At 41.8% G+C, this 26,801-nt stretch carries 27 protein-coding genes; 9 read left to right on the forward strand and 18 right to left on the reverse strand.

What is annotated here, in order from left to right:
• Positions 1 to 2 precede the first annotated feature (2 nt).
• A complete protein-coding gene (locus tag QMA01_RS05190; protein ID WP_290214651.1) occupies positions 3 to 2,837 on the reverse strand; it encodes a YhgE/Pip domain-containing protein in 2,835 nt (944 codons plus the stop codon).
• 2 nt (positions 2,838 to 2,839) lie between these two features.
• Positions 2,840 to 3,346, reverse strand: a complete 507-nt coding sequence (locus tag QMA01_RS05195) for an RrF2 family transcriptional regulator (RefSeq protein WP_191715749.1) — start codon at positions 3,344 to 3,346, stop codon at positions 2,840 to 2,842.
• Positions 3,347 to 3,431: 85 nt separating this feature from the next.
• On the opposite strand from QMA01_RS05195, the gene QMA01_RS05200 reads away from it, so the two are divergent.
• From QMA01_RS05200 to QMA01_RS05210, 3 genes are all read left to right on the forward strand, one after another.
• Positions 3,432 to 4,382, forward strand: a complete 951-nt coding sequence (locus QMA01_RS05200; RefSeq protein WP_290184916.1) for an MFS transporter — start codon at positions 3,432 to 3,434, stop codon at positions 4,380 to 4,382.
• A gap of 158 nt (positions 4,383 to 4,540) precedes the next feature.
• Positions 4,541 to 5,434: an SDR family oxidoreductase gene (locus tag QMA01_RS05205; protein WP_290214465.1), complete on the forward strand. Its 894-nt coding sequence runs from the start codon at positions 4,541 to 4,543 to the stop codon at positions 5,432 to 5,434.
• 211 nt (positions 5,435 to 5,645) lie between these two features.
• Complete coding sequence (locus QMA01_RS05210) at positions 5,646 to 6,098, forward strand: universal stress protein (RefSeq protein ID WP_203339915.1); 453 nt, start codon at positions 5,646 to 5,648, stop codon at positions 6,096 to 6,098.
• A 326-nt stretch (positions 6,099 to 6,424) separates the two neighbouring features.
• Here QMA01_RS05210 and QMA01_RS05215 read toward each other — a convergent pair whose 3' ends face one another.
• Positions 6,425 to 6,865, reverse strand: a complete 441-nt coding sequence (locus QMA01_RS05215; protein ID WP_290214466.1) for a hypothetical protein — start codon at positions 6,863 to 6,865, stop codon at positions 6,425 to 6,427.
• Positions 6,866 to 7,227: 362 nt separating this feature from the next.
• Here QMA01_RS05215 and QMA01_RS05220 point away from each other — a divergent pair, with 362 nt between their 5' ends.
• Positions 7,228 to 8,124 carry a LysR family transcriptional regulator gene (locus tag QMA01_RS05220; protein ID WP_191715754.1) on the forward strand — a complete coding sequence of 299 codons (897 nt, stop codon included), beginning with the start codon at positions 7,228 to 7,230 and terminating at the stop codon, positions 8,122 to 8,124.
• Between the two features lie 67 nt (positions 8,125 to 8,191).
• On the opposite strand, the gene tcuA is transcribed toward QMA01_RS05220, so the two are convergent.
• Positions 8,192 to 9,694, reverse strand: a complete 1,503-nt coding sequence (gene tcuA, locus QMA01_RS05225) for an FAD-dependent tricarballylate dehydrogenase TcuA (RefSeq protein ID WP_191715755.1) — start codon at positions 9,692 to 9,694, stop codon at positions 8,192 to 8,194.
• 334 nt (positions 9,695 to 10,028) lie between these two features.
• On the opposite strand from tcuA, the gene yyaC reads away from it, so the two are divergent.
• A complete protein-coding gene (gene yyaC / locus QMA01_RS05230; RefSeq protein ID WP_191715756.1) occupies positions 10,029 to 10,529 on the forward strand; it encodes a spore protease YyaC in 501 nt (166 codons plus the stop codon).
• Between the two features lie 43 nt (positions 10,530 to 10,572).
• Here yyaC and QMA01_RS05235 read toward each other — a convergent pair whose 3' ends face one another.
• Entirely contained in the window at positions 10,573 to 11,880 is a 1,308-nt protein-coding gene (locus QMA01_RS05235; RefSeq protein ID WP_290214652.1) for a CitMHS family transporter, read from the reverse strand.
• A 184-nt stretch (positions 11,881 to 12,064) separates the two neighbouring features.
• Entirely contained in the window at positions 12,065 to 12,928 is an 864-nt protein-coding gene (locus QMA01_RS05240; protein ID WP_290214467.1) for a LysR family transcriptional regulator, read from the reverse strand.
• Between the two features lie 130 nt (positions 12,929 to 13,058).
• On the opposite strand from QMA01_RS05240, the gene QMA01_RS05245 reads away from it, so the two are divergent.
• Positions 13,059 to 14,186 carry a 2-methylaconitate cis-trans isomerase PrpF family protein gene (locus QMA01_RS05245; RefSeq protein ID WP_203339909.1) on the forward strand — a complete coding sequence of 376 codons (1,128 nt, stop codon included), beginning with the start codon at positions 13,059 to 13,061 and terminating at the stop codon, positions 14,184 to 14,186.
• A gap of 119 nt (positions 14,187 to 14,305) precedes the next feature.
• On the opposite strand, the gene QMA01_RS05250 is transcribed toward QMA01_RS05245, so the two are convergent.
• Complete coding sequence (locus tag QMA01_RS05250) at positions 14,306 to 14,713, reverse strand: hypothetical protein (RefSeq protein ID WP_290214468.1); 408 nt, start codon at positions 14,711 to 14,713, stop codon at positions 14,306 to 14,308.
• A complete protein-coding gene (locus QMA01_RS05255) occupies positions 14,710 to 15,363 on the reverse strand; it encodes a hypothetical protein (protein ID WP_290214469.1) in 654 nt (217 codons plus the stop codon). Before QMA01_RS05255 ends, QMA01_RS05250 begins: the two co-directional genes overlap by 4 nt.
• Positions 15,364 to 15,932: 569 nt before the next feature.
• Here QMA01_RS05255 and QMA01_RS05260 point away from each other — a divergent pair.
• Positions 15,933 to 16,199 (forward strand): SunI/YnzG family protein, encoded by a 267-nt coding sequence (locus QMA01_RS05260; RefSeq protein ID WP_290214470.1) that lies wholly within the window; start codon positions 15,933 to 15,935, stop codon positions 16,197 to 16,199.
• An 81-nt stretch (positions 16,200 to 16,280) separates the two neighbouring features.
• Positions 16,281 to 16,607 carry a hypothetical protein gene (locus QMA01_RS05265; protein ID WP_290214471.1) on the forward strand — a complete coding sequence of 109 codons (327 nt, stop codon included), beginning with the start codon at positions 16,281 to 16,283 and terminating at the stop codon, positions 16,605 to 16,607.
• Between the two features lie 138 nt (positions 16,608 to 16,745).
• Here the strand turns inward: QMA01_RS05265 and QMA01_RS05270 are convergent, their stop codons facing one another.
• From QMA01_RS05270 to QMA01_RS05300, 7 genes are all read right to left on the reverse strand, one after another.
• On the reverse strand, positions 16,746 to 17,144 hold the full coding sequence (locus QMA01_RS05270) for a VOC family protein (protein WP_290214472.1): 399 nt from the start codon (positions 17,142 to 17,144) through the stop codon (positions 16,746 to 16,748).
• Between the two features lie 160 nt (positions 17,145 to 17,304).
• Positions 17,305 to 18,774 carry a sucrose-6-phosphate hydrolase gene (locus tag QMA01_RS05275; RefSeq protein WP_290214473.1) on the reverse strand — a complete coding sequence of 490 codons (1,470 nt, stop codon included), beginning with the start codon at positions 18,772 to 18,774 and terminating at the stop codon, positions 17,305 to 17,307.
• Between the two features lie 525 nt (positions 18,775 to 19,299).
• Complete coding sequence (locus tag QMA01_RS05280; RefSeq protein ID WP_290214474.1) at positions 19,300 to 21,411, reverse strand: copper-translocating P-type ATPase; 2,112 nt, start codon at positions 21,409 to 21,411, stop codon at positions 19,300 to 19,302.
• 71 nt (positions 21,412 to 21,482) lie between these two features.
• Positions 21,483 to 21,689 (reverse strand): copper chaperone CopZ, encoded by a 207-nt coding sequence (gene copZ / locus QMA01_RS05285; protein ID WP_290214475.1) that lies wholly within the window; start codon positions 21,687 to 21,689, stop codon positions 21,483 to 21,485.
• Between the two features lie 74 nt (positions 21,690 to 21,763).
• Positions 21,764 to 22,051, reverse strand: coding sequence for a metal-sensitive transcriptional regulator (locus QMA01_RS05290; RefSeq protein WP_290214476.1), 288 nt, complete (start codon positions 22,049 to 22,051; stop codon positions 21,764 to 21,766).
• 240 nt (positions 22,052 to 22,291) lie between these two features.
• The gene (locus QMA01_RS05295; protein WP_191715770.1) at positions 22,292 to 22,435 is read right to left on the reverse strand and encodes a hypothetical protein; all 144 of its coding nucleotides are present in this window, start codon (positions 22,433 to 22,435) and stop codon (positions 22,292 to 22,294) included.
• A gap of 513 nt (positions 22,436 to 22,948) precedes the next feature.
• On the reverse strand, positions 22,949 to 23,710 hold the full coding sequence (locus QMA01_RS05300; RefSeq protein ID WP_290214477.1) for an MBL fold metallo-hydrolase: 762 nt from the start codon (positions 23,708 to 23,710) through the stop codon (positions 22,949 to 22,951).
• A gap of 117 nt (positions 23,711 to 23,827) precedes the next feature.
• On the opposite strand from QMA01_RS05300, the gene QMA01_RS05305 reads away from it, so the two are divergent.
• Entirely contained in the window at positions 23,828 to 24,238 is a 411-nt protein-coding gene (locus QMA01_RS05305) for an Lrp/AsnC family transcriptional regulator (protein WP_290214653.1), read from the forward strand.
• 128 nt (positions 24,239 to 24,366) lie between these two features.
• Here the strand turns inward: QMA01_RS05305 and QMA01_RS05310 are convergent, their stop codons facing one another.
• The 3 genes from QMA01_RS05310 to QMA01_RS05320 form a co-directional block, all read right to left on the reverse strand.
• Complete coding sequence (locus tag QMA01_RS05310; protein ID WP_290214478.1) at positions 24,367 to 25,230, reverse strand: AraC family transcriptional regulator; 864 nt, start codon at positions 25,228 to 25,230, stop codon at positions 24,367 to 24,369.
• 292 nt (positions 25,231 to 25,522) lie between these two features.
• Positions 25,523 to 26,023: a hypothetical protein gene (locus tag QMA01_RS05315; protein ID WP_290214479.1), complete on the reverse strand. Its 501-nt coding sequence runs from the start codon at positions 26,021 to 26,023 to the stop codon at positions 25,523 to 25,525.
• Between the two features lie 54 nt (positions 26,024 to 26,077).
• Complete coding sequence (locus tag QMA01_RS05320; RefSeq protein WP_290214480.1) at positions 26,078 to 26,734, reverse strand: hypothetical protein; 657 nt, start codon at positions 26,732 to 26,734, stop codon at positions 26,078 to 26,080.
• Positions 26,735 to 26,801 lie beyond the last annotated feature (67 nt).

Here is a 26,801-nt window from a genome sequence, read left to right on the forward strand (position 1 = left end):
AATTAATTTTCTTCTGCCAACCTAAATGCTTTGCGGCTTCTGATGCTTAGAACAAGCCATAGCAGCACGTTGAAGACCAGAATAAACCCACCGAGCACCCATATGCTCATCATAAACGTTTCATTTCCATATGCGGAAGACATAGCTTCCCGGAAACCAAGAAGCGCATAGCTCATTGGAACAAAGTCATGGACTTTCTGGAAAAATCCATTGGTCAGTTCTACCGGGAACATGCCACCGCTCGCACCCAATTGAACGACGAGCAAGATCATGGCCATAAAGCGGCCTGGATTACCGAATGTGATTGCCAAGAACATGATCAGGAACATATAAGTAAGTGAGGTGATCACAGAAACTGCGATGAACTCTCCGATATGTTCCACTTGAAGGTGGAAACCGAACAACATGATGGCATCGACAATCAATGCAGCAGCAGTCGCCTGGACAAAGCCAATCGAAAACTTGCTGAGCCACCAAGCTGTTCCGGAAGTCGGACGCCCTGCCGGCGCATTGATCGGAAATACCAGATTGAACGATAAAGCACCTACGAAGAGGCCAAGCGATAAGATGTACGGGGCTAACGCATGGCCATAGTTTGGCACTTCACTGCGCTGGCTCTCAGTGGCTATTGCCGGAGCAGCCAGCAGTTTAAAGTTCGCATCCTTCAACTGGGTGCCATTGATGTCTTCTGCTCCCTCGCCCAAGCTTGCAGCGAGTTCAGATGATCCCTCTGATAGTTTACCTATGCCTGCTCCCAGCTCACCTGAACCATCTTGTAACCGTCCTGCCCCATTGCGCAGCTCAAGTGCACCGCCGGCAAGTTCACCCGCTCCTCCGGAAAGCGCCGGAAGCCCTTGATCCAAACGATTGGCACCCTCTGCCAATTCGCTGGAACCGGAAGTCAATTTTTCGGAATTTACAGCTAGCTGCTCGGTACCTTGCTGAAGTTGCCCCGCTCCTTCTGCTGCTTCGGCAACCCCTTCTGCATAAGCAGCAGTTCCACTTTTCAGCTCCTGCGATCCTTGCTGTAAGGCACTTGCCCCTTCGACCAATCCAGCTGAACCATCAGCAAGAGACGATACGCCTTTAGTCAACGAAGAACTGCCTTGTGCCAAACGATCAACTGCCTCTGCCAATTGCGGCAATTTTTGTGTGGTTGTCTCTATACCAGCCAATAATTCCCCACTACCTTGCTTGGCTTCATCTGCACCTGCAGCAAGAGCAGCAGCGCCCGGAATCAATCGGCTGCTCAGCGCATCCTGGACAGCTGCATAACCACCGAGTGCCTGCACCGCTTGTGGATTGACACGCTCGACCGCATTGTTCAATTCGGCGATTTGTCCCGGCAATGAACCGAGTGATTGAAAAGCCGGGATCAATTGATCGTTTAAACCGGATGACACCGCGCCAAGGCTAGTCTTGAGTGTTTCAAGTGTAGCTTGCTGCACCGCTGACTGTTCTTCCAAACTGTCATTGACAGCAGCTTTCAGCTCTGCCTGCTGCTCTTCTGTTAAGCTGCCAAAAGCGGGAGACGCCTGCAGCGACTCCACAGCTGAGACGGAAGAAACTGGCGGCAGTTCCTCTAAACTTTGTTGAGCTGCAGCTAATTTTGCTTGCAGTCCGGATGCATCTTGAGCGTTCCCTGCAGAAACTGCACTGTTCAATTGGCTAAGGCTTTCTTGAATACCGGCGAGCCCTTGCTGCAAGCTGGCGATTTGATCAGCCGCTGGCAGTTCATCATTCAATTCGTTTAACCCATTCTTCAATGCCGAACCTCCTGCAGCTAATTCTGCAAGTCCATCATTGAGCGCGGCTTGACCCGAAACCAATTGCTGCATGCCTGAAGAGCTGTCTGCCAGTTGACTGGTTTGTGACTGCAATTCGTGCAGGCCATTGTCCAGCTCTTCACTACCGCGCTGAGTTTCCGACAATCCATCATTCAGCTGCTGAGCTCCAGGAACCAGCGAACCTAGGCCATCTGCCAACTTCACGGACCCTTGAACCAATGCAGAACCATTACTGTTCAACTCGGCTGTGCCTTCAACCAGTCCAGCTACTCCGCTTTGAAGTCTTCCAACGCCTTCAGTGTACTCAAAAATTCCTTTGTTCAACTGGTCTGCCCCTTTGCGCAGTGCAGTTGTTCCCGCTGAAAATTGACCAACACCAATTTCCAACTGCTCGGCCCCTTCCTTGAACGTCAAACTGCCTTCTGACAATTCCATTAGCCCTGCAGTCAGTTCCTTATTGCCATCCTGGAGCTCAACAGTTCCTTCATTGAGCTGTTCGGCACCTTCAGCTGCCTGCCCTACTCCTTCACCAAGTGTTTCAATTTGCGCAAATACTGCTTTTACGTATTCTTTTGTTACATTTTCTGCGATTTCTTCTTTAATGGCCATGGTCGCCTGCTTGCTGACAGCTTCAATGAAAAAGCCTCGGCCAGGATTGGTTTCATACTGCAAATTCATGGCTTTCGGCTGATCATCCATAATGGACGCCGCATTTGTTGAAAAATCCTTCGGAATGGTCAACACCATAAAATATTTTCCGTCATTCATGCCGCGTTCAGCTTCTTTGGCATCTGTAAAATGCCAGTCCAGTGTTTCATTTTCTTTTAAGTTACCGACCAATTCGTCCCCGACAGCGAAAGTAGTGCCATCGTAATCTGCAGCTGTGTCTTCATTCACAACAGCCACCGGCAAACGATCAGTTTTACCGTAAGGATCCCAGGACGATCCAAGGAAAAACCCTCCATAAATAATTGGGATAAACATCATAACAATCATTGTTCCCAATAACAGCGGTTTGGAAAACAATTTTTTCCATTCCAATCTAAGCATGTTCACTTGTCATCATCCTGTTCTTTACCGATTACGTCACTTAAAGTTTCACGGTTCCAGTTTAAAGTCGGCAAGTTTGCCGTTCCAAGTCCTTCTTTCAGCAAATCCGCTGCAGTCAAATTAGAAAAGTACTCAATGAGCAAACGATCTCCTTGCGCAAACACATTACGCAGAAGTTCCTGTCCTTTTTTCGCATATTTTCCGTCATGAAATGCCAAGCCGATCAACCCAGTATCCGGATACATTTGAATCGGCCCTTCCATCGCTTCGATGACATCCAGCAAGGTAATATCAGTTGCAGGCTTCGCAAGTGAAACGCCCCCATTATTTCCAGAGACCGAAACCGCAATTCCCTGGACAACCAATTTTCGGATGATTTTTTTCATATACGAAGGCGACACGCCCAGTCTTTTGCTGATTTCATCGGAAGCAAGCGGCGCGCTGCTTTCCTGTGTGGCCAGCAAAACAATAATGCAAAATGCTTGCTCTACCCCTTTTGTCAATTGCATATCCAACACCTCTTTTTCATCTACTTCAGATATCCATTATGGACATCTGATATCTATTTAGGAATTCTACACCTTTTTCAAAAAAATGCAAGAGCCATATCTAACTCGGACTAACGAATCTGAATCATTTGGAATTTTATGCTATAATTTAAATAAAGATACATTTAATTGCATAAAAAACGAGTGGACATTGCCGAACGATTTAGGAAGCGGATGGGTATCGCCGGCTTTTAGCCAAGTGGTAGCACAATCGATGAGTTCTGACTTGCAGGATAAGGGAAACACCTGGATTAATACGGGGACGAGTTTCGGTATTTTATTGACCGGTCCTGTAGCTTTGGCATTTGGGGAACAGTGGAGATGGAGTTATGTCTTATTCGCAATCATTGCTTTAATAATTTGTTGGTGGAACAGTTATTCAATCAAAGAAGAAAATCAGAGAGTTCGAATGTTCAAGCAAATTAAATTCAAATTTAAGCCATTGGTTAAGGCGCGCTTTCTGATACTGGCTTCCTTCGGGGTCGGTTTCAGCTCAGCAATTTATTGGACCTTCTCAAGAAGTTATATTACCGCTATTCACGACTTATCAGTAAGTGAAAGTGTAGGATTTTGGACCATTATGGGAGGTGCGGGCATTATTGGAGGCATAGCCGGAACCATCATCCACTCAATTGGACTGCACCGCTCCTACCAATTAGGTGTGCTGATGGTATCAGCCGCTATTTTCGGTTTAACTCTATCACATTCTGCAGCTATCCATGTATCGGCTCTGCTTTTTGGCGTATCGTTTATTTTTATGAATGGCCTCTTTATCGTCTGGGGTACCCGACAATTTCCTGATTCGCCTTCGACGGGCGTCAGTATTTCATTTTTCTCATTGGGAATTGGCCAGTCCGCTGGTTCTATAGCTGCAGGCATGTTGGTCGAAGGCATTTCCTATCCTTTTGCGTTTATCCTGTTTTCAATCATCGGTCTTCTTTTTCTTTTTTGTAGAACCACCATTCTTCCTTTATCTTCTGATATAAAAAAGCAATGAAAAGTCCGATGCGAAAGCATCATGAACAGTCGCCATTGCCGGTTTTAGCCTTTTTATATTTAAAAACGCTTACATTTAGCGATCTATGTTTCGCCTTATTTTTAAGTGGTAGATAAAGAAAGAAACTATCCATTATCAACCACTAAGGAGAGAGTTAGATGACAAACTTGCCGAACCCTAGAACACAATACACAACAGATGATTTCCCAAAACAATTTCAAGAGCCGCCAGGCCTTCAAAATCAAATGGATCCACTGCCGGATTGCGGTGAAACAAGTTATGTCGGTTCCGGCAAATTAGCTGGGCGGAAAGCGCTTGTAACCGGTGGCGATTCTGGTATCGGCCGCGCAGCTGCAATCGCTTATGCCCGTGAAGGAGCGGACGTTGCGATCAACTACTTGCCGGTGGAACAGCCTGATGCAGAAGAAGTCAAAAAGCTGATTGAAGCCGAGGGTCGTAAAGCCGTCTTGATTCCAGGAGATCTGAGCAATGAGGCTTTCTGCCAGAAACTAGTCGAGCAGGCAAACGCCGAACTTGGCGGATTGGACATCCTGGCACTGGTTGCCGGAAAGCAGCAAGCGGTCGAGGACATTTTGGATTTGCCTACTGAACAACTTGAGAAAACATTCCAGATCAACGTCTATTCAATGTTCTGGACTGTAAAAGCAGCGCTTCCGCACCTTCCTGCAGGAGCTTCTATCATCACAACCAGCTCAGTAGAAGGATTCGATCCGAGCCCGATGCTGGTCGATTATGCAGCGACGAAATTCGCAATTATCGGTTTCACCAAATCCTTATCGAAACAATTGGCGGAAAAAGGCATTCGTGTCAATTCCATTGCTCCGGGACCAATTTGGACTGCTCTTCAAATTTCCGGCGGCCAGCCGCAGGAAAACATTCCGGAATTCGGAAAAGGTACACCTGAAACTCCTCTTGGACGTGCAGGGCAACCTGTGGAATTATCATCCGTTTATGTATTCCTGGCTTCTCCCGAATCCAGCTATGTAACGGGTCAGATCTACAGCATCACGGGGGGCATGCCGACTGCCTAATCCCTCAAAAAATACTAAAATCTTACAGCCCCTGTTTTTCTTGGGTTGTAAGATTTTTTTAGTGTATAGCTGAAATCTTCAGCACCATTTAAAAATCATATTTCTAACTGTTTAACCATTTAAATTAATTGAATTTTCAGTTTTAAAAGGTTTTATTAAAGAAGTGAAGAATTAACTATAGGAGCGAATGAAAAAACGAGGAGGCGTAAGTATGACACTGGAATACAACAATATTTTGGCAGCTGTAGACGGTTCACATGAAGCTGAACTGGCATTTAAAAAATCGATTGAGTTAGCTAAACGGCATAATGCCGTTCTCCATCTGCTTCATGTTGTAGATACCCGGGCCTACACTACGATGACGAAACACGTTCCGGATATTGATGATGAAGTCTTCGAGGATGGAAAAGAACTTCTTAGTAAATACAAAAAAGAAGCTGAAGCAGCTGGCATTCCGGAAGTGAATGTCTATATCACGCCGGGTTCTCCCAAAAAAGTCATTTCGCGTGATTATGCGAACCGTTTAGATGCAGACTTAATTGTATGCGGTGCCCAAGGCTTGAATGCATTTGAACATTATCTGATGGGAAGCGTATCGCAACATATTGTCAGCAGCAGCCCTTGTGATGTTTTAGTGGTTCGGGGCAATAAAAGAAGGAAATGACAAGAAAATCGGAAATGAAGAAATGATATGAGCCTGTATTCTTTATCAATAATACTTTTCTATGCCCGGCTAACTTATCGTTTAAGTTAACCGGGCTTTTAGATTTATGTATTTTCTTAACCGCAGATGCCTGAACGAATAGACCTGCTTTTAAGAATACCAGAGATCGGCAATTTGTTGTGCCTGTTGTTTTGTCATGACTTGAAATGAATATTTCACAGATTCTCATCTTCTTTCGTCTAATTTGAAGTCCAATAGAATTCCCGATTCGGCATTTACCAGCCAAACACCAGACAAAGCCACATTTCTATTCCAATTCTTAATAATCAAAGGTGCGTGTCAACAAGAGGATAAATAAAGAAAAACACGAAATGCAGGATTACGATGCTCCACCCGATCAGTTTGCTTTGTATGTTTTGTACTGCTAAAAATGCAAGGGATCCCACGACGCCGCCTATCAAGAAGAACGGCGATGCACCAAAGTCGGTTAACCATTCAAGGCCCAACCCAATCAAGAGGCCGACAATGGCAAAAACAGCGAGCTGGCGCTTGTTGAAAACGCCTTTGTCTGAGAAGTAGCTAACGACGCCGATTGCAACTACCCCTCCGATATAGCCAAAAAATGTGGCTATATAGAGATATGAATAAAATCCATATAATGCGTCGCTTAAGCTGAAGTCCGAACCGAACAAAATTATAAATAAGAACATGACAGCGATAGAAGAAAGCACGGATGCAGAGGATCCTTTCAAGTAATTGAGTAACATCGATTTCTCCTTTTAATTACGGTTTTTATGTTTCAAATAACGAGATATCCTCGTTATGAGAACCGATATCTTTCTGAAATCATCTTCAAGGAAAATTCCTTTCTTTTTAAAAGAAATTTAAGAAGAAATTGCATCTGTTTCTTATTATATATTATGCGCCATTGCTTACTGCTTATGTTAAAAATTATGCCGGTTTACCATAAAGACGATGTTAAAAATTCCTTCTCGGCAGTTTAGGTAATTCAAAAATTAATTTTTTTAATGCTTAGTTACAACTGGGCTGAAAGCGAAACTCTCAGAGAGATTCAATTTTAGAATTTGATTTCTTTAATTAGAGTATACTTTCTGTAGGGGGGATAAATATGGATGAAAAAGACTGGCTAATCATTACAACGGTATATGAAGAGAAAAATATCACTAAAGCGGCGAATAAACTGTTCACCTCTCAACCCGCCATTACTTATCGATTAAATCAATTGGAAGAAGAAGTCGGTGTTCGACTCATATGGCGCGACAAAAAGGGCATCAAGTTCACTCCTCAAGGCGAATACATTGTAAAGTACGCAAAAGAAATGCTTGTAAAGCTCCAACAGACAAAAGATCATTTGCTGAATACTACTGAAGAATCTGCTGGAATGATTCGCTTAGGCGTTTCCAGTAATTATGCCCGCTTCATCCTGCCTGATGTGTTAAAGGAGTTTTCTGAGAAATACAGCAACATCCAGTTCAAGGTTTTTACCGGCTGGAGCTATGAAGTGCTGAAGGAAATCGAGCAAGACAATATTGCACTTGGAATTGTGCGAGGCGATATCTACTGGCAGAACAATAAAGTTTTGTTGAATCGGGAAAGTTTGTGCATCATTTCAAAAGATCCTATTGATTTAACAGGCCTGCCCCAAGAACCACGCATCGTTTTCAAGACCGATCCCAAACTCCAGCAAATCATGGATAGCTGGTGGTACAGCAATTATTCACAACCTCCGGCTATTAATATGGAAATTGATAATATCGAAACGTGCACGAAGCTCGTCTCCAGAGGGTTGGGATACGCCATTGTACCCGAGCTGGCTGTGACGGATATGACGGACCTCCACAAGGTAGTTTTGAAAGATGGAAACGAACAGCCACTTAACCGGCCAACTTGGCTGATTTACAAAGAAACGGAAGTTTTATATCCTGCGGTCCAGAACTTCATCGACTTTTTGACACGTACCTATACTCCTGCTGAAGCGGAATCAGCAGATCGTTCAGTTGAATAAGATAAATCCTTCTGAAAACGATAACCCCCTAGCTATATAGTAGCCAGGGGGTTATCGATGCGATTTTCTATACAGTTATCTTTGATTTTTTTGAACGGGATGCGGCTGTGGCTCCCGCAATTTTCCCGAATACGGCACCGGACATCAGCCCGGATCCACCAGGGTAGTTGTCATAGAAAATACCACCAACCATTTCACCTGCTGCAAACAATCCATCAATCATCTCTCCGTTTTCACCCAATACTTCACCGTTCGGGTTCACATGCAGTCCTCCAAAGGAGAACGTTACGCCGCAAGTGACCGGATACGCATAGAACGGTCCCTGTTCAATTTTCAGTGCCCAATTCGATTTTGGCGGTGTGATGCCGGTAGTCCCTTTTCCATCTTTTTCATTCGGGCTGTATTCACCTTCTTGAACCGCTTCGTTGTATTGTTGGATCGTTTCTAAAAATTGTTTCTGGTCAACCGGCAATTGCGCAATCAATTCTTCAAGCGTATCCGCTTTGTATTCTGATGCCTCTTCCAGAACATATTCTTTACGCAGAAGCGGCTTTACTTGAGCGTCGAATATCTGGATTGCCATCTGTCCAGGTTGTTTCAAGATTTCTCGGCCATACTTGGCATAGGTGTAATTTCTTAAATCCGCTCCTTCATCAACAAAGCGCTTGCCTTCTTTGTTCAGCATAATTCCAAGCGGATATGAGTGTTTTTTGAAGATATCTCCCGGTTTAGTGAAGTCTCCGACCTTTGGGGCATTGTAATCTGTACCGATTGAATGACAGCCTGACCACTGGCCGAAAGTGGCTGCACCAGCTTCAATTGCCATAGAAAGTCCTTCACCAGTATTGAATTCCGTTCCTCTAACTATGGCTGCCTCCCATTCTTCCCCTAAATGTTCCATTCTCATTTTTTTATTGGCTTCAAATCCGCCACAAGCCAGCACCACAGAGTTTGTGTTGACTGTCAGCTCGTCGCCTTTTTGATTGATGAGGATCCCAGTAATTTGGCCTGCTTCTTTTTTCAACCTAACTGCCGCTGATTCGTACCAGACGTCGATTCCAAGTTTGCTGACACGCTCGTTCAATTGCTTGATCAGGCCAACCCCTTTGTCCGCTGTCTTTACCGGCAACCCGCCCCAGAAATGGCGTTTGCCGTCCTTTTCGAACGACTGATTATCATAAATCAATTCAAATGTTATATCGTTGTCTTTCATCCATGCAATTGTTTCATATGATTTTGAGACGAGTTGGCCTGCCAAACTTGGTTCGCTGCGGTTTCCGGTCACCCGCATGAGATCATTGTAATAATCTTCTTCGCTGTAATTCGGCATTTCAATCTTTTCCGCCTCTTCTTCTGTGATTGCAACTATCTCTTTTATGGAATCCAGCCCATTATAGGCAAATCGGATTGCTCCATCCGTGAAAAAGGAATTGCCTCCTCTTTTTTCTTTCGGACCTTTTTCCAGAACCAGGACATTCGCTCCCGATTCGTGTGCTGAAATTGCCGCACATAACGCCGCATTCCCCGCTCCTACAACCACTACATCATACCCATTCGTTTTCTCTGTCATTGTTATTCCTCCTTAATATTCTTCCTACTTTTATAATAGAGTCAAGTTGTCAGAAAATAAAATCGAAAATATCTATGTTTAATCATAAAATAATTATATCTTAATTTGTTTTTTTAATAGCATTTACTTATCTTTTAAAACCTCTTTTGAAAAACAAAGCAATTTTCTACACATCCAAACAGTTCTAAAGCTATAATGAAGTCATAGTCAGTCCGGCAAATCTAATCGAGGGTGGTATGAGTTTATGCATACTTTTCGGAAATATAAAAACTCACATTTACAAGTGCCCATAAATGCACCTTTACACTTTAATGAACAGACCCATGGAGAAGAAATGACTCTGTTGAAATCAAAATTGAAGGAAATCTTTTCAAAAGCGAAACAGCAACAGCGCGAGGTAGTTTTTTTGTGTATCGGTTCTGACCGTTATATCGGCGATTCTCTCGGCCCATTAATCGGCAGCATGATGCTGGAAAACGGGATTTCCCGTCCTGTGCATGGCACATTAGAGGAACCGGTTCATGCGTTTAATTTAAAACTTGCTTTAAAAGACATTCACAAGAAAAACGAAAATCCAATCTTGATTAGCATTGACGCCAGTCTTGGAACGAAAGAACAAGTCGGAGATGTCCTGTTCAAGGAAGGCCCTCTAGTTCCCGGAAAGGCCCTTAAGAAAATGCTTCCGGAAGTAGGAGATTATCATTTCCAAGGGATTGTCAACTACCTCGACCCATTTCCCAGCTCCCAATTTTTGAACGATACGCGACTCCACACAGTCATGAAACTGGCGAAGCTGATTACCCAAATTATTATAGACAGCGACAAAGAAGAGTAAAAAGTAAAAAAAGGATCCAGCCATGAATGGCTGGATCCTTTTTTTAGATTGCTCCGGTGATAAATGCCACTGCAATGATAGCGATGCAGCAGATAAAAGCCCATTTAAATGCAAATTTTTGAAGTTCACCAATATCTTTTTGAACCATTCCTGCAACCAATAGCGTGGATGCCACAAGCGGGCTCAAGAAGTGGATTGGCTGACCGAGTACGGAGGCCCGGGCAATTTCCAGCGGACTGACACCGTATGCGGCTCCTGCCTCTGCCAAGATCGGCAATACGCCGAAATAATAGGCATCATTCGAAAGTGCAAATGTAAATGGCATACTGGTAATTGCTACTATCAGCGGATAGTACGAACCAACTGAAGCTGGGATGATGGAAATCAAAGAATTTGAAATGGCATCAACCATCTCGGTTCCGGAAAAAATGCCGGAGAATATGCCGGCTGCAAAAACCAGAACTACGACAGTAATGGCATTTCCAGAATGGGCAAGAATTCGTTCTTTTTGAAGACTTAAATTAGGGTAATTAATGGTTGCTGCTATGACAAAACCGATTAGGAAACTGATTGGCGCTGGCAATAAGCCCATGATCAATATTGTCATAATTGTAACGGCCAATATCAAGTTGAGCCAGATTAGTTTCGGCCTTTTCAAATCGTTTTCCACAGCATGAGTAGCAGCTACCTGAAGCATGCTTTCTGAAGAGACTGGAACCTTTTCCACATTTATGATGCCAAGACGGGCACGTTCTTTTTTCCCCATGAGATAAGCTACTCCTAAAATACTGAGCATCCCTCCTAACATCGTAGGAAGTATGGGTATGAAGAATTCGTTGGCATCCAAACCAAGCGATGCGATGGCCCGTGTTGCCGGCCCTCCCCAGGGTGTCATGCCGCTAACGATACTTACAGATAATATAGAAATTGTCGCTAAAACCAAGGGATTCATGCCTAAGCGCAGATATAGCGCTAACATCGCTGAGATGGTAATCATATGGGTAGTCGTCCCATCGCCGTCCAAAGAAGCAATCATCGCAATTACGGCTGTCCCTACTGCAATCTTTACTGGATCCCCTTTAACAATTTTCATGACCTTGTTGATCAGTGGATCAAACAAGCCGGCATCGATTAAAATGCCGAAGAACAAAATCGCAAATAACAATAAAGCCGCGGAAGGAGCAACCTGTTTCAATCCTTCCATCATCATATCCCCTAGCCCTGACCAAAATCCACCTATCAGTGCAAAGAATATCGGAACCACTACTAATGCCGCAACTGGCGACATTTTTTTCGCCATAATTAGATACGTAAATATAACAACCATCGATACTCCTAAAAATGTAAGAATAGTAATTCCCCCTTTTAATGTATTCGCTTACAATTATTCCAAAGCATAATACCCTTGGCCGTTTGCTTTTCGAATTAGTTATAAGAATATTTCATCTAATCAAATAAGTAAAATAGATAAATCTTATTAGAAATGAACAAAAAAACTTATAATCTAATCTCTAATTGTAAAATCAACAAACTTTTTAAAAGGAGGGGTGGGTATCAAGAAAGTTTGTGAATTTTTGAACAGTTGATAGTTTTAGGAATTCTTGATTGTACATTAACCAGGTGTCCCGCGTGACCGGTTCTCCGTTCTCGTAATACAGAGGGTATTTGTAAAGTTCATCGGAAGGTCGAAGGCAAATTTCCGGCAAAATAGCGATTCCTAAATCATTTTTAACCATTTCTTTGCAGGTTTCTTGTCTGTCTGTTTCCATAGTGACCATCGGTGGTTCGATATAACGGTTATGCCACCACTTGCTGATGATGTCTTTTAATGAACTATCCGTTTTGTAATTGATGAAAGGCAGTTCCGGCACTTTCTCCATATCCACTTCTTTTTTGGAGATTAAAAATAATTGCTCTGTCTGTAACAATGTTTTCGATCCCGTCCAATTGTAATCACCACGTAAAATTCCCAGATGGACGCCCGAAGAATTAAGCAACCCCATTACATCTGCACTCCATCCGGTGTTAACACTAAACTGGACATTGGGATAAATAGTCAAAAATTCCTTCAACAATGGAGGCAATTTGTATTGAGCGAAATTACTTGAAACGCCTAAACGGATTGTTCCCCGGATATCCTGCTGCATGTTTTGAAGGTAATCTTTCGTATTTTGAAGTTTTGTCGTCATTTCTTCAGCATAGTGCGCTAAATAGATTCCCTCAGCTGTCAGTTCGATCCCTTTTTTCGTTTTAAAGAAAAGTTTTGTCCCTACTTCTTTCTCCAAGTTTTTTAAGCGGTACGTTAAAGCAGGTTGAGAAATATAGAGACGTTCTGAAGCTCGGCTGATATTTTTTTCCTCATATAAAACTTGCATAGCTTCCCAATCTTTTTCATCCATTTCAATCACTCCATTTATGTTATAAGTTATTTTTATAGGATGACCATTAAAATATCTATTTCACTTATGATATAAATTACCATATTCTATTTTTAGAAGCAATAGAATTTTCAGAAAGGTGGTTCATCCTATGAAAGTACCGATTGCCGTCATGCGCGGCGGAACTAGTAAAGGAATATTCATCAATTATAGTGAAATGCCGGAGGATCGTATGCTCTGGGACAATTTCTTATTGGATATTATGGGGAGCCCTGACCAACGGCAAATTGATGGTCTTGGAGGAGGAAACTCCTTAACAAGCAAAGCTGCAATCATTAAGAAGTCGGGGATGAAAGAAATCGACGTGGAGTATACCTTTGCACAAGTGAGTATTGAAAATCAGCTGGTCGATTTTAAGGGGAATTGCGGGAACATCTCTTCCGCGGTTGGTCCATATGCCATAGAGCAAGGACTGGTTGCGGCAGTGGAACCAGTGACTGTGGTAAGAATCTTCAATACGAATACACAGAAGGTAATCATCGCTGAAGTCGAGGTGGATAATGGACGAGTGAAAACAGACGGACAATGCTCGATTCCTGGTGTTCCAGGGACTGGTTCCCCAATCTATTTGTCCTTTACAGATGCACAAGGCGCTGTCACCGGAAAGCTGTTCCCGAGTGGAAATCCGATCGATCTGCTGGATACGAAGAAAGGGCCTCTTGAAGTATCCATCATTGACGTCGCCAACCCATTAGTATTTGTGAAAGCACAAGATGTCGGCTTGACGGGATCTGAACTGCCGCATGAATTTACTGTGGAAAAACTGGCAGAATTAGAAGAAATCCGTTCAGCTGCAGCTGAAATTTGCTTGTTTTCAACCAAAGAAGAAGCTACTGTAAAATCACCTGCTGTGCCTAAACTCACCATTATCGCACCTCCAGAAAATTATCTGGATATTAACCATGTTGAGAGGAAAGCAGATGATATGGATTGTCGAATTCGAATGATGTCCATGCAAAAACCTCATCAGGCATTAGCAATCACTGGCGCTATTTGCACAACAGCAGGAGCGTTTTTAACAGATACCATTTTAAATGATGTTATCCAAGTCGAAAATACCGTGTTGCGCTTAGGCCATCCTTCAGGAATCATTGAAACGAAAGTAGATTTAATTGCTGGCCACATTGGGAATATAAAAGTCGTTCGCACCGCTAGATTGATTCTAGAAGGATATGTTTATACTAAAAACAGCTATAATATTATTAAAGCTTTAGCTTGATCAAACAACTTTGAAACCTTTGATACACCCATTTATCTGCTAATGAAGCCGAGATTCGGAAATCTAAGTAAACGACGTGGAAACTAACAAAAAGGGAGCCAATTATGGCTCCCTTTTTGTTAATTTATGGACTCGTATACCGCATCTAGTTTCTCTTCAAACACAGTAAAGTAAGTTTCTTTTTCTTCATCTGATAACATTCCTAATTCTCCGCCTATCAGCCCTAATATCTTTTGGAGTTCTAATATTTCTCTACTTAATCCCAACGCTTCCATTTGCTTAGCGTCAATCGCCCTAAGCGCAATAAAGGTGAGATTCTTTTCATAATTTTCGTCAGCGAAACCGCCTCCGTAGTTCCAATGATTCCACGCCGTTTCTATGTACTCTTCCCCTTTAAACTTCTCTGCATCTTCTTTGGAATAATCTTCTGGGATTCCCCCTTCTACCGCAGCAAGGTTCACCCAGGCAATTACAGCTGCCAAAGAAGCAAAAATGACAAATGGTGCTGCAAAAATAATTTTCCTCAACTGCCCTGTTCCTTTCCATCTTTACTAATTAAATCGGCCATTTTTTGAAGCTCTTCGTAGCCTTTCGTGTAAACAACCGCTTTTTCTTCATCTTCAAGATCATCATAGGCTTTAAAGATTTCTTCTGTTTCAAGGATCCATTCTTCTAATGGTTCAAAATCATTCAACTCTTTCACTTCTTCCAGTCTTTGCACGATAGGTTCAGTTTGGCCTGAAGCATTTCCTTTTGTCCGATTCTCAGGTGATGGAATTTCGGCAGCGTCAAGAAGGCGCCCCATTATAATGCCGACCTCTTGCGCTTCAGTCGCTTGAGGCTCTTCTCCATTTTTTCCCCAGCTGCGAGCGATCATGGCCTTCGTATCCTTATCAAATGTATAGCCGTTTTCATAAGTTACGCTATTAACAAATTCTCCTTCTTCACCTCCCTCTGGAAGTTCCCATTGATCAAAATGTTGTTTAATTTCTTTGTAAGGAGATTCCAGAATAACATCCTCCTCTGACTCATCGTCTGCAGCAGTAACTTCTTCTGATGAAGTTTGTGTTTCTTGAACTTCGCTCTGAGGACTTTTGGTTTCCGGTTCTTCTGTGCTTCCGCATCCTGACAGTAAAAAGATTGCTGAAACACCTAACATCATGCCATGTTTTTTCAATTCAATTCCTCCTAACTATAGTCTGATTATATCTCTTTTTTCTTACCAATAATTGGCGTTAGCATCCCCCACATCATAACAATAATTAACCCAAGAGCTCTAACCCACAAGGGCTCATTACTAATAAACACCGAATAGACCATGTATATTCCCAACAACACACAAAAAATAATTATCCACCTTTTTTACTCACAGAAGGCTCCCCCTTTTTACTGCATGAACTTAATAATTTCCGTTTTGATTTCTTCATAATGATCTTTCTTTTTCAATTCTCCTATCTGAAATCCAAATTATTTAGACAGCGTTTAACTCCTTCCATTCGCGCATATCACTGAAATGCTGTTCCAGTTGATTCGCTTGGCTGGTTATACTTTTGGATAATCAGGGATTTCCAATAAGTTAATGGCCTTTCGAGTTACAGAAGGCCCTTTTCATGAATTTTATAATCGGTCAGCACTTCTCCGTTCTTAATCTATTATTTTAAGCCATTTTGCAGATAAATTAATGAATCAAGAGTTTAAATTATCATAATATGTTAAAATAAGTTAATTACTGAATGGAGCGATATTATGTTTGGGATATTTGTAAAAAAAGTAAATTCTGATGTCGTGATTAGATGGCTATTAACAAAGGTAACAATTCCAATAAGTGATATTTTAGCAGTTACTACGGATGACACCTATGGCGGAAAAGAAAAACAGGCAATAAGACTTGGAACACCATATGGCACAACCGATAGATTAGTTATCATCACGAAGGAAAACACTTATATTTTATTTACAACCAACTATACATCAATACAGAAAAAACTGAACTCCTACATCCAACCAGCTTGATAGCTGGAAAATTAAATTTGGTATAGTTGAGTTGAATAAATTGATTAAGTAAAAAAATCTATAGTTGTTAGGAGAATCTTGATGCTGCAAAAGCATATTTTCAGATTAGGGGCCATTTCCCTTTTGTTGATTATTGTTGGATTAATATTGATGTTTTCTAGTGTTGCATTTGGAACTTCTTTAGGGGAATCTTGGCTCATAAACCAAGAAAATAGTATCGCTGACACCAGCCAATACATGATGATTATCGAAACTTATACAAATACCTTTTTAATTTCCGGCAGTATTCTCTTTGCCGCGGGTTTCCTGACAGCTATACTTACATATTTCACATGCCTATTTTTCAGTACCAGAGAATCCAAAATAGCACCTGAAAATAATATAAACGGAACGATCAGCAACCAATAATAAAATATGATGTTTCTCAAAAATATACCTTCCTCAAGTTACTTAATTAACCTTCTTATTATATGAAAAAGAGCGCTAATCTTTATTGCTAGATTAGCGCTCGCTGGCAAGATGTTTCATACTCCATTTACACCCCGATTATTCCGGCAAATTCAACTGCCAAGATACGCCGAACTGATCAACCAGCCATCCGAACTTTTTGCTGAAACCATAGTTATTTATAGGCATAAGTACTTTGCCATTCTTTATCATTTTATTGTATAAGCTGTCAATTTCCTCTTCGGTATCACACGTAAGATAGATGGAAAAAGACGGGGTAAACGTAAAATCGTGGTCCACATGACTGTCAATGCACATGAATTCTTGCCCCTTTAACGAGAATACAGCTTGTATAACTGTTCCTTCTTCACCCGGCCCTTCAGCTCCGTATCGAGTGATGTTTTTAATTTCTGAATCCTCTATGAGGGATGTGTAGTAATTCATAGCTTCTTCCGCAATACCCCCTTGAAACATTAAAAATGGTTTTAGGTTCTTCATATTTTGCTCCCCTATCTTCACTTAAATTTTTTTGGAACCAGTTGGCATATACTTCTGTGGCTCCAAGAAGAAAATCTGTGGAAAGATTCTATAAAATGAAAAGCCATGCTCTCCATTTTCATGCAAATTCAGTACATCATCCGCTGAAGACTCTCAATTATTAATAATCCCACTTCACTGCTTTGAACGCCGCAGTACCGCCAGTTGCATAAAACCGAATATCCTGGCTTCTAATTTCCGGGAAAATCCGGGCGGTAAACGCTTCTTCTCCATCGTCCACGAAAATTTCTACCGATGAAGAATCAACAAACAAATGAAACCTGCGAACATCTCCCACAATTTGGCACTTCCTTACTGTTCCATACTTGCTTCCAATCACTTTGCCCGATAGTGTACGGTCCATTATAATTTTGCCCTGGGCTGCATCATATTTAATCACCGTTTTTTCTTCAGCACCAGCACGGAATTCTATGCCATATTCCAGGGCGTCTCTTTGTTCAAACTCACAAATAAGCTCATAAGTGACCCCTGAGATTCCCTCATACATTTTCTTTTCATCTGTAATTTCATCTTCTGCTTCGACTTTATTTTTCCGGAGTGACTGAAGTTCAGAAACCGGTTTTTGTATCAGTTTTCCGTCGCGAAGCGATAAGTCTCTCATGATGGTCAAGCAGTTGGCCCATCCATTGATATCGCTGGGGTATTCGATTTCCGGCAACCCCATCCAAGCGACCATAAGACGTCTGCCGCTCGGATCCTTCATTGTATGCGGAGCATAAAAATCAAAACCGCGGTCAAGTTCAATAAAACTTCCGTGAGTCAATACCCGCCGTTTCAGATCAACCTTTTCACCCAGCACATAACCCGCCTGGTATATGTTTTGGTACAGATCCCCAATAGAATCAAGTCCCTGCGGAGAGAAAACCAGGATACCCTTATTTTCCATTTCAAAATAATCCGGGCATTCCCACATAAAACCGAAGTGGTCCAAGTTTGTGGCCAGCTCTCCTTCAAAATTCCATTCCAGCAAATCAGATGAACTTAATAAACAGACACAGCCTGTTTTATCGGTTCTTTGCGCGCCTATTACCGCATAAAACTTGTCGTCTTCTTTCCATAATTTCGGATCACGGAAATGCTCTGTATACCCCGCTGGGACTTTATCAAGAACTGATTTTTTCGATTTAATGATATTCCCGTCATCATCCATTAAGGCTATACACAGATAAGGATGCCTTTCAAGATTCTCATCTCGTGTATTGCCTGTGTACAACAAATATAAGTTTCCGTTATGCTCAACGGCACTTCCTGAATATGCGCCATGGCTGTCAAAATATTCATCAGGCTTAATCGCAATTCCGACATTCGTCCAGTTTACGAGGTCTATTGATTTGGTATGATACCAATATTTCAAGCCATGAAAAGGCCCTAACGGATGCCATTGATAATACAAGTGATATTCACCATGATAAAAACAGAAACCGTTGGGATCATTGAGAAGCCCAGAAACGGGTTGGATATGAAACGTTTGCCGCCACGAACAGCTGTTAACCCTGGCAATCAACTTATCTATATCTTCTTGGCTGACCTGGTCAATTCGAATATAACTTTTCCCCCGTGGTAGTTCCATCTGATGAATGCTCCTTTTAGTAAAACTTGAATGTTGCCTTGCAGCCTGTACAGAATTTTTTGTCATAACACTCCTTTTAATTATGCAGCAATTTCCATTCAACCTCGACTGAGAGCGCTTTCTTACTTAAATTATATTATTTCAAAGATTTATTATCAATGACACTTCCTTATATGAGCTAGTATTCTGACAACGTTATGAGCAGAATGTGTCTATCGTTGTCCGCATTCTTTTTCCATAATGTGCTATTACAATCTTTCTTCATAAATGGTTGGCATATGGGATTAGTAAAAACTGAAGCCTTAAAAACAGAGAGATAATACTTAATTAACAGCTTCATTATTTTTAATGGACTGCGTATAATTACTTGCATGATACCGATAAATAAGATTCAATCATTCAAAGCTTTCACACCTCTATTGGACTTTAGTTTACTGCAAAATGGTGCCTTCCAAAGTTAAAGCAATTCAACTTTTGGAAGGCACCATTTCTCATTTCCAGTTATCAAAACTAGATCAAACAGATTTAATTCTTTAGTTGCAACGCCATTGCATTGATCGCGACGATAACGGTTGACACTGACATCAGAACCGCTCCTGCCGCAGGAGCCAACGTAATCCCGATGGAGGCTAAAATTCCCGCAGCTACAGGAATTGCAATAAAGTTATAACCGGCGCCCCACAAAAGGTTTTGTTTCATTTTACTGGTGGTTTTATTGGCCAATTCGATAAAGGATTCGATATCGCCTGGATTCGATTGCGTCAAAATTACATCTGCGGAATCGATAGCGACTTGAGTGCCGGCTCCGATTGCTACACCAACGTCTGCAATTGCGAGAGAGGGTGCATCGTTTACGCCATCGCCTACCATGATTACAGTTTGCCCTTTATTCTTTAGTGATTCAACTAACTCATATTTGTCTTGTGGGGATTGATTCGCTCTGTATTCAATATCCAGTTCTTCGGCCACCCCTTGGGCAGCTGTTTCGTTGTCACCCGTAGCCATAATCGGTTGTATGTGGTAATGTTTCAACGCTTGTATCAGTGTTTTACTCGTTTCTTTTAATTCATCACCTAATGCGACCGTACCAATTGGTTTTCCGTCTTCGACCAATATACTTAATGTAGCCCCTTTCGGAACATCCATCGCCACGTCTTTTCCAAATGTCTTCTGACTGATTAATCTATAGTTGCGGCCATTAGCGCTGCCTTCCACACCCGCTCCTGACACGACGTCAATCGAATCGAAACGGACAGGCTGAATACCTTGATTCTCAGCGTAATGGACAATTGATTGGGCGATAGGATGACTCGATCCCCCTTCCATACCTGCCATGATTGCTGCGATTTCAGCTTCGGTATGTTGGACATTCAATGTTTCCATGTTCAATACCTTAAATTCCCCAGTCGTCAATGTGCCTGTTTTGTCCAATATCATCACATCGGCTTTATTGGCGAGCTCTAATGCTTCACGGTCTTTCACCAACAACCCGCGTCTTGCACCCAAACTGGTGCTCCGTGCAATTACTAAAGGGATCGCCAGGCCGAGTGCATGCGGACAAGCGATAACCAACGTGGTGACTGTAAAGAGAATAGCGGTTTGAATGTCTGCAATATACAACCAGACGACAAAAGCGATGAGGGCCGCTGCAATTGCAATATAAAATAGCCAGCCGGCTACTTTTTGAGCTAAATTTTCAGCTCTTGAAGGCTGATCTTGAGCCTGTCCAATCAAGGTTTGAACTTGGGAAATAAAAGACTGGTCGCCCGTCTCTCGCACTTCTACATACAAAACCCCTTCTCCATTCGTCGAACCGCCGATTACTGTGTCTCCAATTCCTTTTTCAACAGGCTTGGATTCTCCCGTCAATAAAGCTTCATTGATGCGGGAATCTCCTCTTTTGATGAGGCCATCAGCTGGAACGTTTTCGCCAGCTTGGACCCGGACAAGATCTCCAACTTTCAACTCGGCGACCGGACGCGTCTCAATCAAATCGTTCTCCAATACCACATGTGCATCTTTTGGCACAAGCTCAGCAAGTGATTTTTGCGCATCTCCTGCTTCACCGACAGCTTTCATTTCAATCCAATGCCCAAGAAGCATAATTAAGAGCAACGAAGCGAATTCAAAGAAGAAATCCATGATGTGGCCGTCCGTCGCATAGCGGGCAAGTACTGCATAAATACTGTACAGGTATGAAACCGACAACCCTAACGAAATCAAGGCCATCATGCCCGGTGCTTGTTGTTTGAATTCGTCTATTGCACCTTGAAAGAAGGGTTTGCCTCCAAAAATTAATAAGATGGTTGCCAATACAGCGACCAAAATATCCGAGTACGGAAAAGTGAATTGAAAGGGAAGCCGAACATCCATCATCGGCGACAATAACAGAATGAGGATGCCAATCGGCAGTGATCTTAAGAAAATCCCTTTAAAATCACCGTGATGATGGTGTCCACCCTTATGTCCGCTATCATTGGAATGCTCATGATGATTGTGTTGCTGAGATGAACTGCTTTGATCATGAATGCCCTCTTTTACTTGAGTTTCATGGTAACTATGCCCAACATGTTCAGAGTGATCCGTGTCTTCATAGTGAGAATCGTGATTAGAATGATTTTTTTTATTCTTTTCCATTTCCTATCCCTCCTCTAAATACTCCATAGGGGTATATTTAATTTAAAAGGAAAGAGTGCTGTTCAGCACTCTTATACCACTTCATATCCTTGTTCTTTAATGGTTTCATGAATTTCAGTTATTGATGTTTTACCATCATCAAATTCCACGGCAACTTCACCTTGATTAAGATCCACCTTTACCAATGAAACCCCCTGCAGTTTACTTACGTTCGATTCAACCGCATTGACACAATGTCCACAAGACATGCCTTTTACTTTCAACGTTTCGTTCATCATTATTCCCCCTAAGATTTGACTTTCTTGAAGTTGATCCGCCTATTTCGGATTTTCAGATTATTTCACTTCTTCTCTTACTTGGTCATGGCTTTCATAACATCCATCAGTTCACTGATCGCTTCTTCGCCTTTATTTTCTTTGATGGCTTTGGCTACACAATGGTGTGTGTGGTCTTCCAATAAAGCGAGAGATACTTTATTCATCGCAGATTGAATGGCGCTGACTTGATGCAAAATATCCACACAGTAGCGATCATTTTCCACCATCTGATGAACTCCCCGAACTTGCCCTTCAACCCGTTTCAACCGGTTCAATAATTGCTGCTTATTAGGTTGCACTGTAGTTTTAATGTTCTCTTCCATAATTTGAGCCTCCCGAATCAATATACCCTGTACCCGTATAATACAAAAATAACAATTTTATGTCAAAGCAACTGATTCGTTTAGAAATCTACTCTTTATGTTGAAAGTGAAATCATCTATCGTTTATTCCTCTACCGGAATTTGTGCCAACTCAGGAGTACGTACAAATATGAGTGACAGTACCGCACCCGCAAATGCTGCTATTGCTGACCAAAAGAACGCTTGGTGAAATCCTACATTTTACGCCGCAATCGGATCAGCGGAACCACTTGAAGCTGAAGCCGCTCCGGCAACCGCTACCATAACGGCCAATCCGATTGCAGATCCTATTTGATAAAACGTATTGTACAGACCTGAGGTAAGACCCGACTTTTCGGATCCCACTGCAGACACCGACGCTGTTGTTGCCGGCAAATATGCAAGAGTATTTCTCAATGCTGCGAATAATGAAGTAAGTACTTTTATTCTAATCGCCTGCTACGCATACGGCGTCAGTATTACCGCCGTTGATTGTGGCAGAATATGAACCATTCAGGTTACCGTACTCTTAGTTTATAGACCCTCACTTTCCTTTTTATATCTATGACATCCAGTTGCACGATCAACTTCTCAAAATGAATATACTATACCCCCCTATAGTATGTAAAGGTGTTTGTGTATTTTTTTATGCAGAAATAAAAGTTCTTCGAAAACAGCAACTGCTGAAGCTGGTTTAGACACATTAAAGTAGTGGATAAGCAAAAAAATGACCAGCAAGAGTCCGGTACACTTCCGGGCTCACGCCAGCCAATTAGCTCATAACTGAAACTCCACCTTTAAGGGCAATTTCTTATTTGAGCTTATTCTTTCTTTTTATAAAATTAGATAGGCTTTTTGTTTTTTTCATTGAATGTTATTTTAAAATGAAAAAGATTCTCCATCATTTGGTACAAATACATTTGAAGACATATCTTTTTCTTGAGCAAATTTTTTCAGTTCTTTTCTTGATAATGTCCAGTGGTTGACTGCCTCCATGTGAACAGCAATAATCTTCGCTTTCGGGACAGCTTTATGCACTTCGTAAACATCTTCTTTGTTCATGACAAGTGAACCGCCTTGAAGGAATTGGTTGTCTCCTGCATTTACTATGATAATTTCCGGATTATGGACAGCGATGGTTTTCTGTACTTCTTCATACCATACTGTGTCTCCAACTACATAAAGGGTTTTTTCATCTTCATGCTTAAAGACAACGCCGCATACAAGGCCGGCCATCTTCAAGATCTCGCCTCTCCCATGTTCCCCTTTTGTTTTGATCAGTTGGATGCCTTCAAATACCGTATCTTCCTGAAGAACTTCGATGTTAGTAAAACCAGCACTTTCAATCTCGGTTTTGTCTTCTTCATTTTGCGTGAACAATTTCGTGTCTTTCGGCAACGCATTTTTTGCTGCATCGTCCCAATGGTCCAAATGGGTATGCGTAACAATTACGGCGTCTACTCCACCAATTACTTCATCAATGGATACGGGTAAGCTCTCAAGCGGATTTTTCTGGTCTTGTCTCGCTGAATTTGGAAAAGGCGGAAGCGTTCCTTTCTCTGATAAAAATGGATCAACTAGAAACTTTTTCCCTGCATAGTCTACAACTAAGGTCGCGTTACGAATGTGATGGATGTTCATAATTCCAACTCCTTTTGTATGGTGTCCAATCATTGTATACTAGACCCAATTCGAATTTATATAGATTAAATAAAGTCTTTTGCCGCTTTGACTTTACAAACGAAAGGAATTGAAAAAATCTTGGATCAGACGGATTTGCGAATTTTGGATGAACTTTCTAAGAATAGCCGAATCACCATGAAAGAGTTAAGTGAAAAAGTTCATTTAAGCAGCCCCGCCACCTCTGCAAGGGTGTTAAAATTGGAAACTGCGGGCATAATTGAAGGATATACCATTAAAGTGAACCAGTTGAAGATGGGCTACTTTGTACATGCAATGATCAGTGTAATCATGAAAAGCAACCACCACGAGCCCTATCTTTCCTATATAAAAGCACAAGCTCCTTTTGTCATTCAGAACTATAAAATCAGTGGAGACAGTTGTTACCTCCTGGAATGCAAATTTCCCTCCAACGAAAGACTGGATGAATTTTTGGTAGGGTTGAGTGATTTTGTAAATTACAAGTTATCCATCATCATTAGTAAATAAATCGCATTAATCAAGACGCGGGTGTACTGAACCTCTCTTAACGGAATAAATAAAGATGATTGTAAAGTGATCTATCCACTGTACAACCATCTTTAAATTTCTGAATAGCTCCTGGCAATTCCTTCCCCTTACATCTTTCGTGTTAATGGGATCCAGATTTCCGATACATAATCATCACTGTATGGATCTCCTTCAGGATAAACTTCCATCTCAGCGGTACCTGTGTTCTCGTATTGATTTGATGGGAACCACTCTGAAAAAATTTGTTTCCATACTTTTTGAATGGCATCAGGCATAGCTCCCCGCACTTCGAAAACGCCCCATTTAGCCGCTGGCACCTCCAGCTGCATTAAGCCTTTCGGTGCTTGCTGTGAGCTTTCGGCAGCAATCCAGTAGTCCATCGCCTTGCCATCCTGGTAGTCCGTACAGATACCCAACAAGCCGTCAATCTCTCCGTCTTTCAGTGCCGCAATCTCTTTACTCGTTCCGTCTCCGTTTAACTCCATCCACATCTTTGATATGCCCGTCATGTTCTCTCCATCCCGTAATGAGAATTCGCGCTTCACCCCAATTGCCCGGAAGCTTTCCTTTTCCACAATGCGGTATTTCATCGGATCCACCCCTTTCAAATTTACCTGGATTACCAGGCGGTTAAATGATTGCAGCTCTCCTACATGCTTTCTGGCTTCACTCGGAGACACCCCGTGCTGCCGCCGAAACGCCTTTGAAAAAGCTTCAGGGGTATCATAGCCATACTTATAAGCGATATCGATAATCTTCTGGTCAGTGGCTGATAATTCCTGGGCAGCTAAAGTCAGACGCCTTCTGCGCAAATATTCAGCTACTGAACAATCCGTCAAAATCGAAAAAGTCCGCTGGAAATGAAACACAGAAGAATTTGCCTGCTTGGCAATCTGCTCAATCGTCACCGGTTCGTCGAGATGCTTTTCCATATAATCAATGGCACGCTGCAACGATTCGATCCACCCCATAGCCATCCCCCCTTATCCTGATCATACCAAATGCCGTATGCGCCATCCTGTCCGTTTGTGCTCACTATGGACAGATGAAACAATTACTTCACCCTTATTTATTAGGATTAATGATAAAAGAAAAATGTTCGTGATAGTCTATTTGTAAAGAGAAAAAGGAAGCGCAGTGCTGATTAGCATTGCCTTCCTCTTTGCCTGTTACCCATAATATAAAAGTTTCTCTAAAGCATTCTGGCCATGGAACTTGGAAAATCATCTTTTATTACAAATTGCCGATGATTTTATATGTTGCTTACGACCATTTTTCATCGTCATCAATCCATTGCCTATTTTTCAAGTCGTATGATCGATATTCATCGTGAAAAACAAAATAAGATGGCAAACCTACCGAAGGCCCAGCTGCTTTTTTCCAGCATTGATGGAACCAGTCAGCAAATATTTGTTGTTCTTCAGGTACCAGAGTTTCTTCATTTTGCTCGTAAAAATCAAAAAAATCATCCAACTGAACGTCGTTTACCTGATAATACGCTGTGTCTGTGATGACGGTGGTACTTCCTGCAAAAACCGATGGATCAGTTCCTTCAAAAAAGATTTCGTTAGCTTCATTGTCCATTGAGAACATGGTGATTGATACTTCAAATCTCGTTGGTTCAATGTATGCAGTGAAGTCCAATAAACTTATTTTCGAATAAAAATTGTATGTAGAAATCTTCTTCAGATTCTCGACTACTAAATCAGATTTCTCCTCAAGATTGGCTTTCATTGAACGAATATAATCTTCAACAGTAAACATTCATCATCCTCCTATACTTCATTAAGCGACGAATTAATTTATATTTTATTTGGCTCAACCCTCCATCATTTTTTCTAATTCACGATGGCTATATTCTGTAGCAAACACGCCCGTTATCATTTCATTGATGTACCGGATAATATCCAACTCATCATAATCGTCCTCTTCACCGTCTATGTAAACGAACTTCACGTTGGATAAGCCTTTTTTGATCATTTTCTTCCCTAGCTCTTTTTTTCCATATCCCATATAATGCTGCCCTAAATCTGTATAGTTCCTAACAATATAAGGATAATATTCGATTGACCTTTTTAATAAGAATTCGTAATGAGCCTTGTCATTGCTCTGATAGTGGTCGGCAAGCAGCAGCGAAATAATGGAGGCCATTTCAGGATCGGCTTCTCTCTGTATTTCTTCGGCTTGCTCCACCAATTCGGCATCCAGTTCTCCTTTGTACCACGGAGTAAATGAAAGAATCAGGAGGAAGTACAACAAATTGTTTTGGTGGTAATACAGAGCAGTCCTGGCAAAGTCAGATGCCTGTTCATAATCTTGAATTGGCACCAATGTTTCCAATATAATCAATCGATTCCATCCCTCAATGTCATAGGGATTCTGCTCGACATAGCTGATTAATAACTTTTCAGCTGTCTCTATCTTCCGGTCAGACACCAATGCAGTGATCTGTTTTTGTAATTCCTTATCTATCATTTTTTCACTCCAATGTTCTTACGGGATATCTCTCTCCCGCGTTTACTTTGATTAAGAAATAAAAAAT

It is taken from the genome of Planococcus notacanthi (assembly GCF_030407825.1).
Classification (GTDB): Bacteria; Bacillota; Bacilli; order Bacillales_A; family Planococcaceae; genus Planococcus; species Planococcus notacanthi.

Excerpts from the sequence above, each read along its gene's own strand:
- QMA01_RS05190 (WP_290214651.1), bottom strand. The coding sequence starts at position 2,837 with ATGCTTAGATTGGAATGGAAAAAATTGTTTTCCAAACCGCTGTTATTG.
- QMA01_RS05195 (WP_191715749.1), bottom strand. The coding sequence starts at position 3,346 with ATGCAATTGACAAAAGGGGTAGAGCAAGCATTTTGCATTATTGTTTTG.
- QMA01_RS05200 (WP_290184916.1), top strand. The coding sequence starts at position 3,432 with ATGCAAGAGCCATATCTAACTCGGACTAACGAATCTGAATCATTTGGA.
- QMA01_RS05205 (WP_290214465.1), top strand. The coding sequence starts at position 4,541 with ATGACAAACTTGCCGAACCCTAGAACACAATACACAACAGATGATTTC.
- QMA01_RS05210 (WP_203339915.1), top strand. The coding sequence starts at position 5,646 with ATGACACTGGAATACAACAATATTTTGGCAGCTGTAGACGGTTCACAT.
- QMA01_RS05215 (WP_290214466.1), bottom strand. The coding sequence starts at position 6,865 with ATGTTACTCAATTACTTGAAAGGATCCTCTGCATCCGTGCTTTCTTCT.
- QMA01_RS05220 (WP_191715754.1), top strand. The coding sequence starts at position 7,228 with ATGGATGAAAAAGACTGGCTAATCATTACAACGGTATATGAAGAGAAA.
- tcuA (WP_191715755.1), bottom strand. The coding sequence starts at position 9,694 with ATGACAGAGAAAACGAATGGGTATGATGTAGTGGTTGTAGGAGCGGGG.
- yyaC (WP_191715756.1), top strand. The coding sequence starts at position 10,029 with ATGACTCTGTTGAAATCAAAATTGAAGGAAATCTTTTCAAAAGCGAAA.
- QMA01_RS05240 (WP_290214467.1), bottom strand. The coding sequence starts at position 12,928 with ATGGATGAAAAAGATTGGGAAGCTATGCAAGTTTTATATGAGGAAAAA.
- QMA01_RS05245 (WP_203339909.1), top strand. The coding sequence starts at position 13,059 with ATGAAAGTACCGATTGCCGTCATGCGCGGCGGAACTAGTAAAGGAATA.
- QMA01_RS05260 (WP_290214470.1), top strand. The coding sequence starts at position 15,933 with ATGTTTGGGATATTTGTAAAAAAAGTAAATTCTGATGTCGTGATTAGA.
- QMA01_RS05265 (WP_290214471.1), top strand. The coding sequence starts at position 16,281 with ATGCTGCAAAAGCATATTTTCAGATTAGGGGCCATTTCCCTTTTGTTG.
- QMA01_RS05270 (WP_290214472.1), bottom strand. The coding sequence starts at position 17,144 with ATGAAGAACCTAAAACCATTTTTAATGTTTCAAGGGGGTATTGCGGAA.
- QMA01_RS05275 (WP_290214473.1), bottom strand. The coding sequence starts at position 18,774 with ATGGAACTACCACGGGGGAAAAGTTATATTCGAATTGACCAGGTCAGC.
- QMA01_RS05280 (WP_290214474.1), bottom strand. The coding sequence starts at position 21,411 with ATGGAAAAGAATAAAAAAAATCATTCTAATCACGATTCTCACTATGAA.
- copZ (WP_290214475.1), bottom strand. The coding sequence starts at position 21,689 with ATGATGAACGAAACGTTGAAAGTAAAAGGCATGTCTTGTGGACATTGT.
- QMA01_RS05290 (WP_290214476.1), bottom strand. The coding sequence starts at position 22,051 with ATGGAAGAGAACATTAAAACTACAGTGCAACCTAATAAGCAGCAATTA.
- QMA01_RS05300 (WP_290214477.1), bottom strand. The coding sequence starts at position 23,710 with ATGAACATCCATCACATTCGTAACGCGACCTTAGTTGTAGACTATGCA.
- QMA01_RS05310 (WP_290214478.1), bottom strand. The coding sequence starts at position 25,230 with ATGGGGTGGATCGAATCGTTGCAGCGTGCCATTGATTATATGGAAAAG.
- QMA01_RS05315 (WP_290214479.1), bottom strand. The coding sequence starts at position 26,023 with ATGTTTACTGTTGAAGATTATATTCGTTCAATGAAAGCCAATCTTGAG.
- QMA01_RS05320 (WP_290214480.1), bottom strand. The coding sequence starts at position 26,734 with ATGATAGATAAGGAATTACAAAAACAGATCACTGCATTGGTGTCTGAC.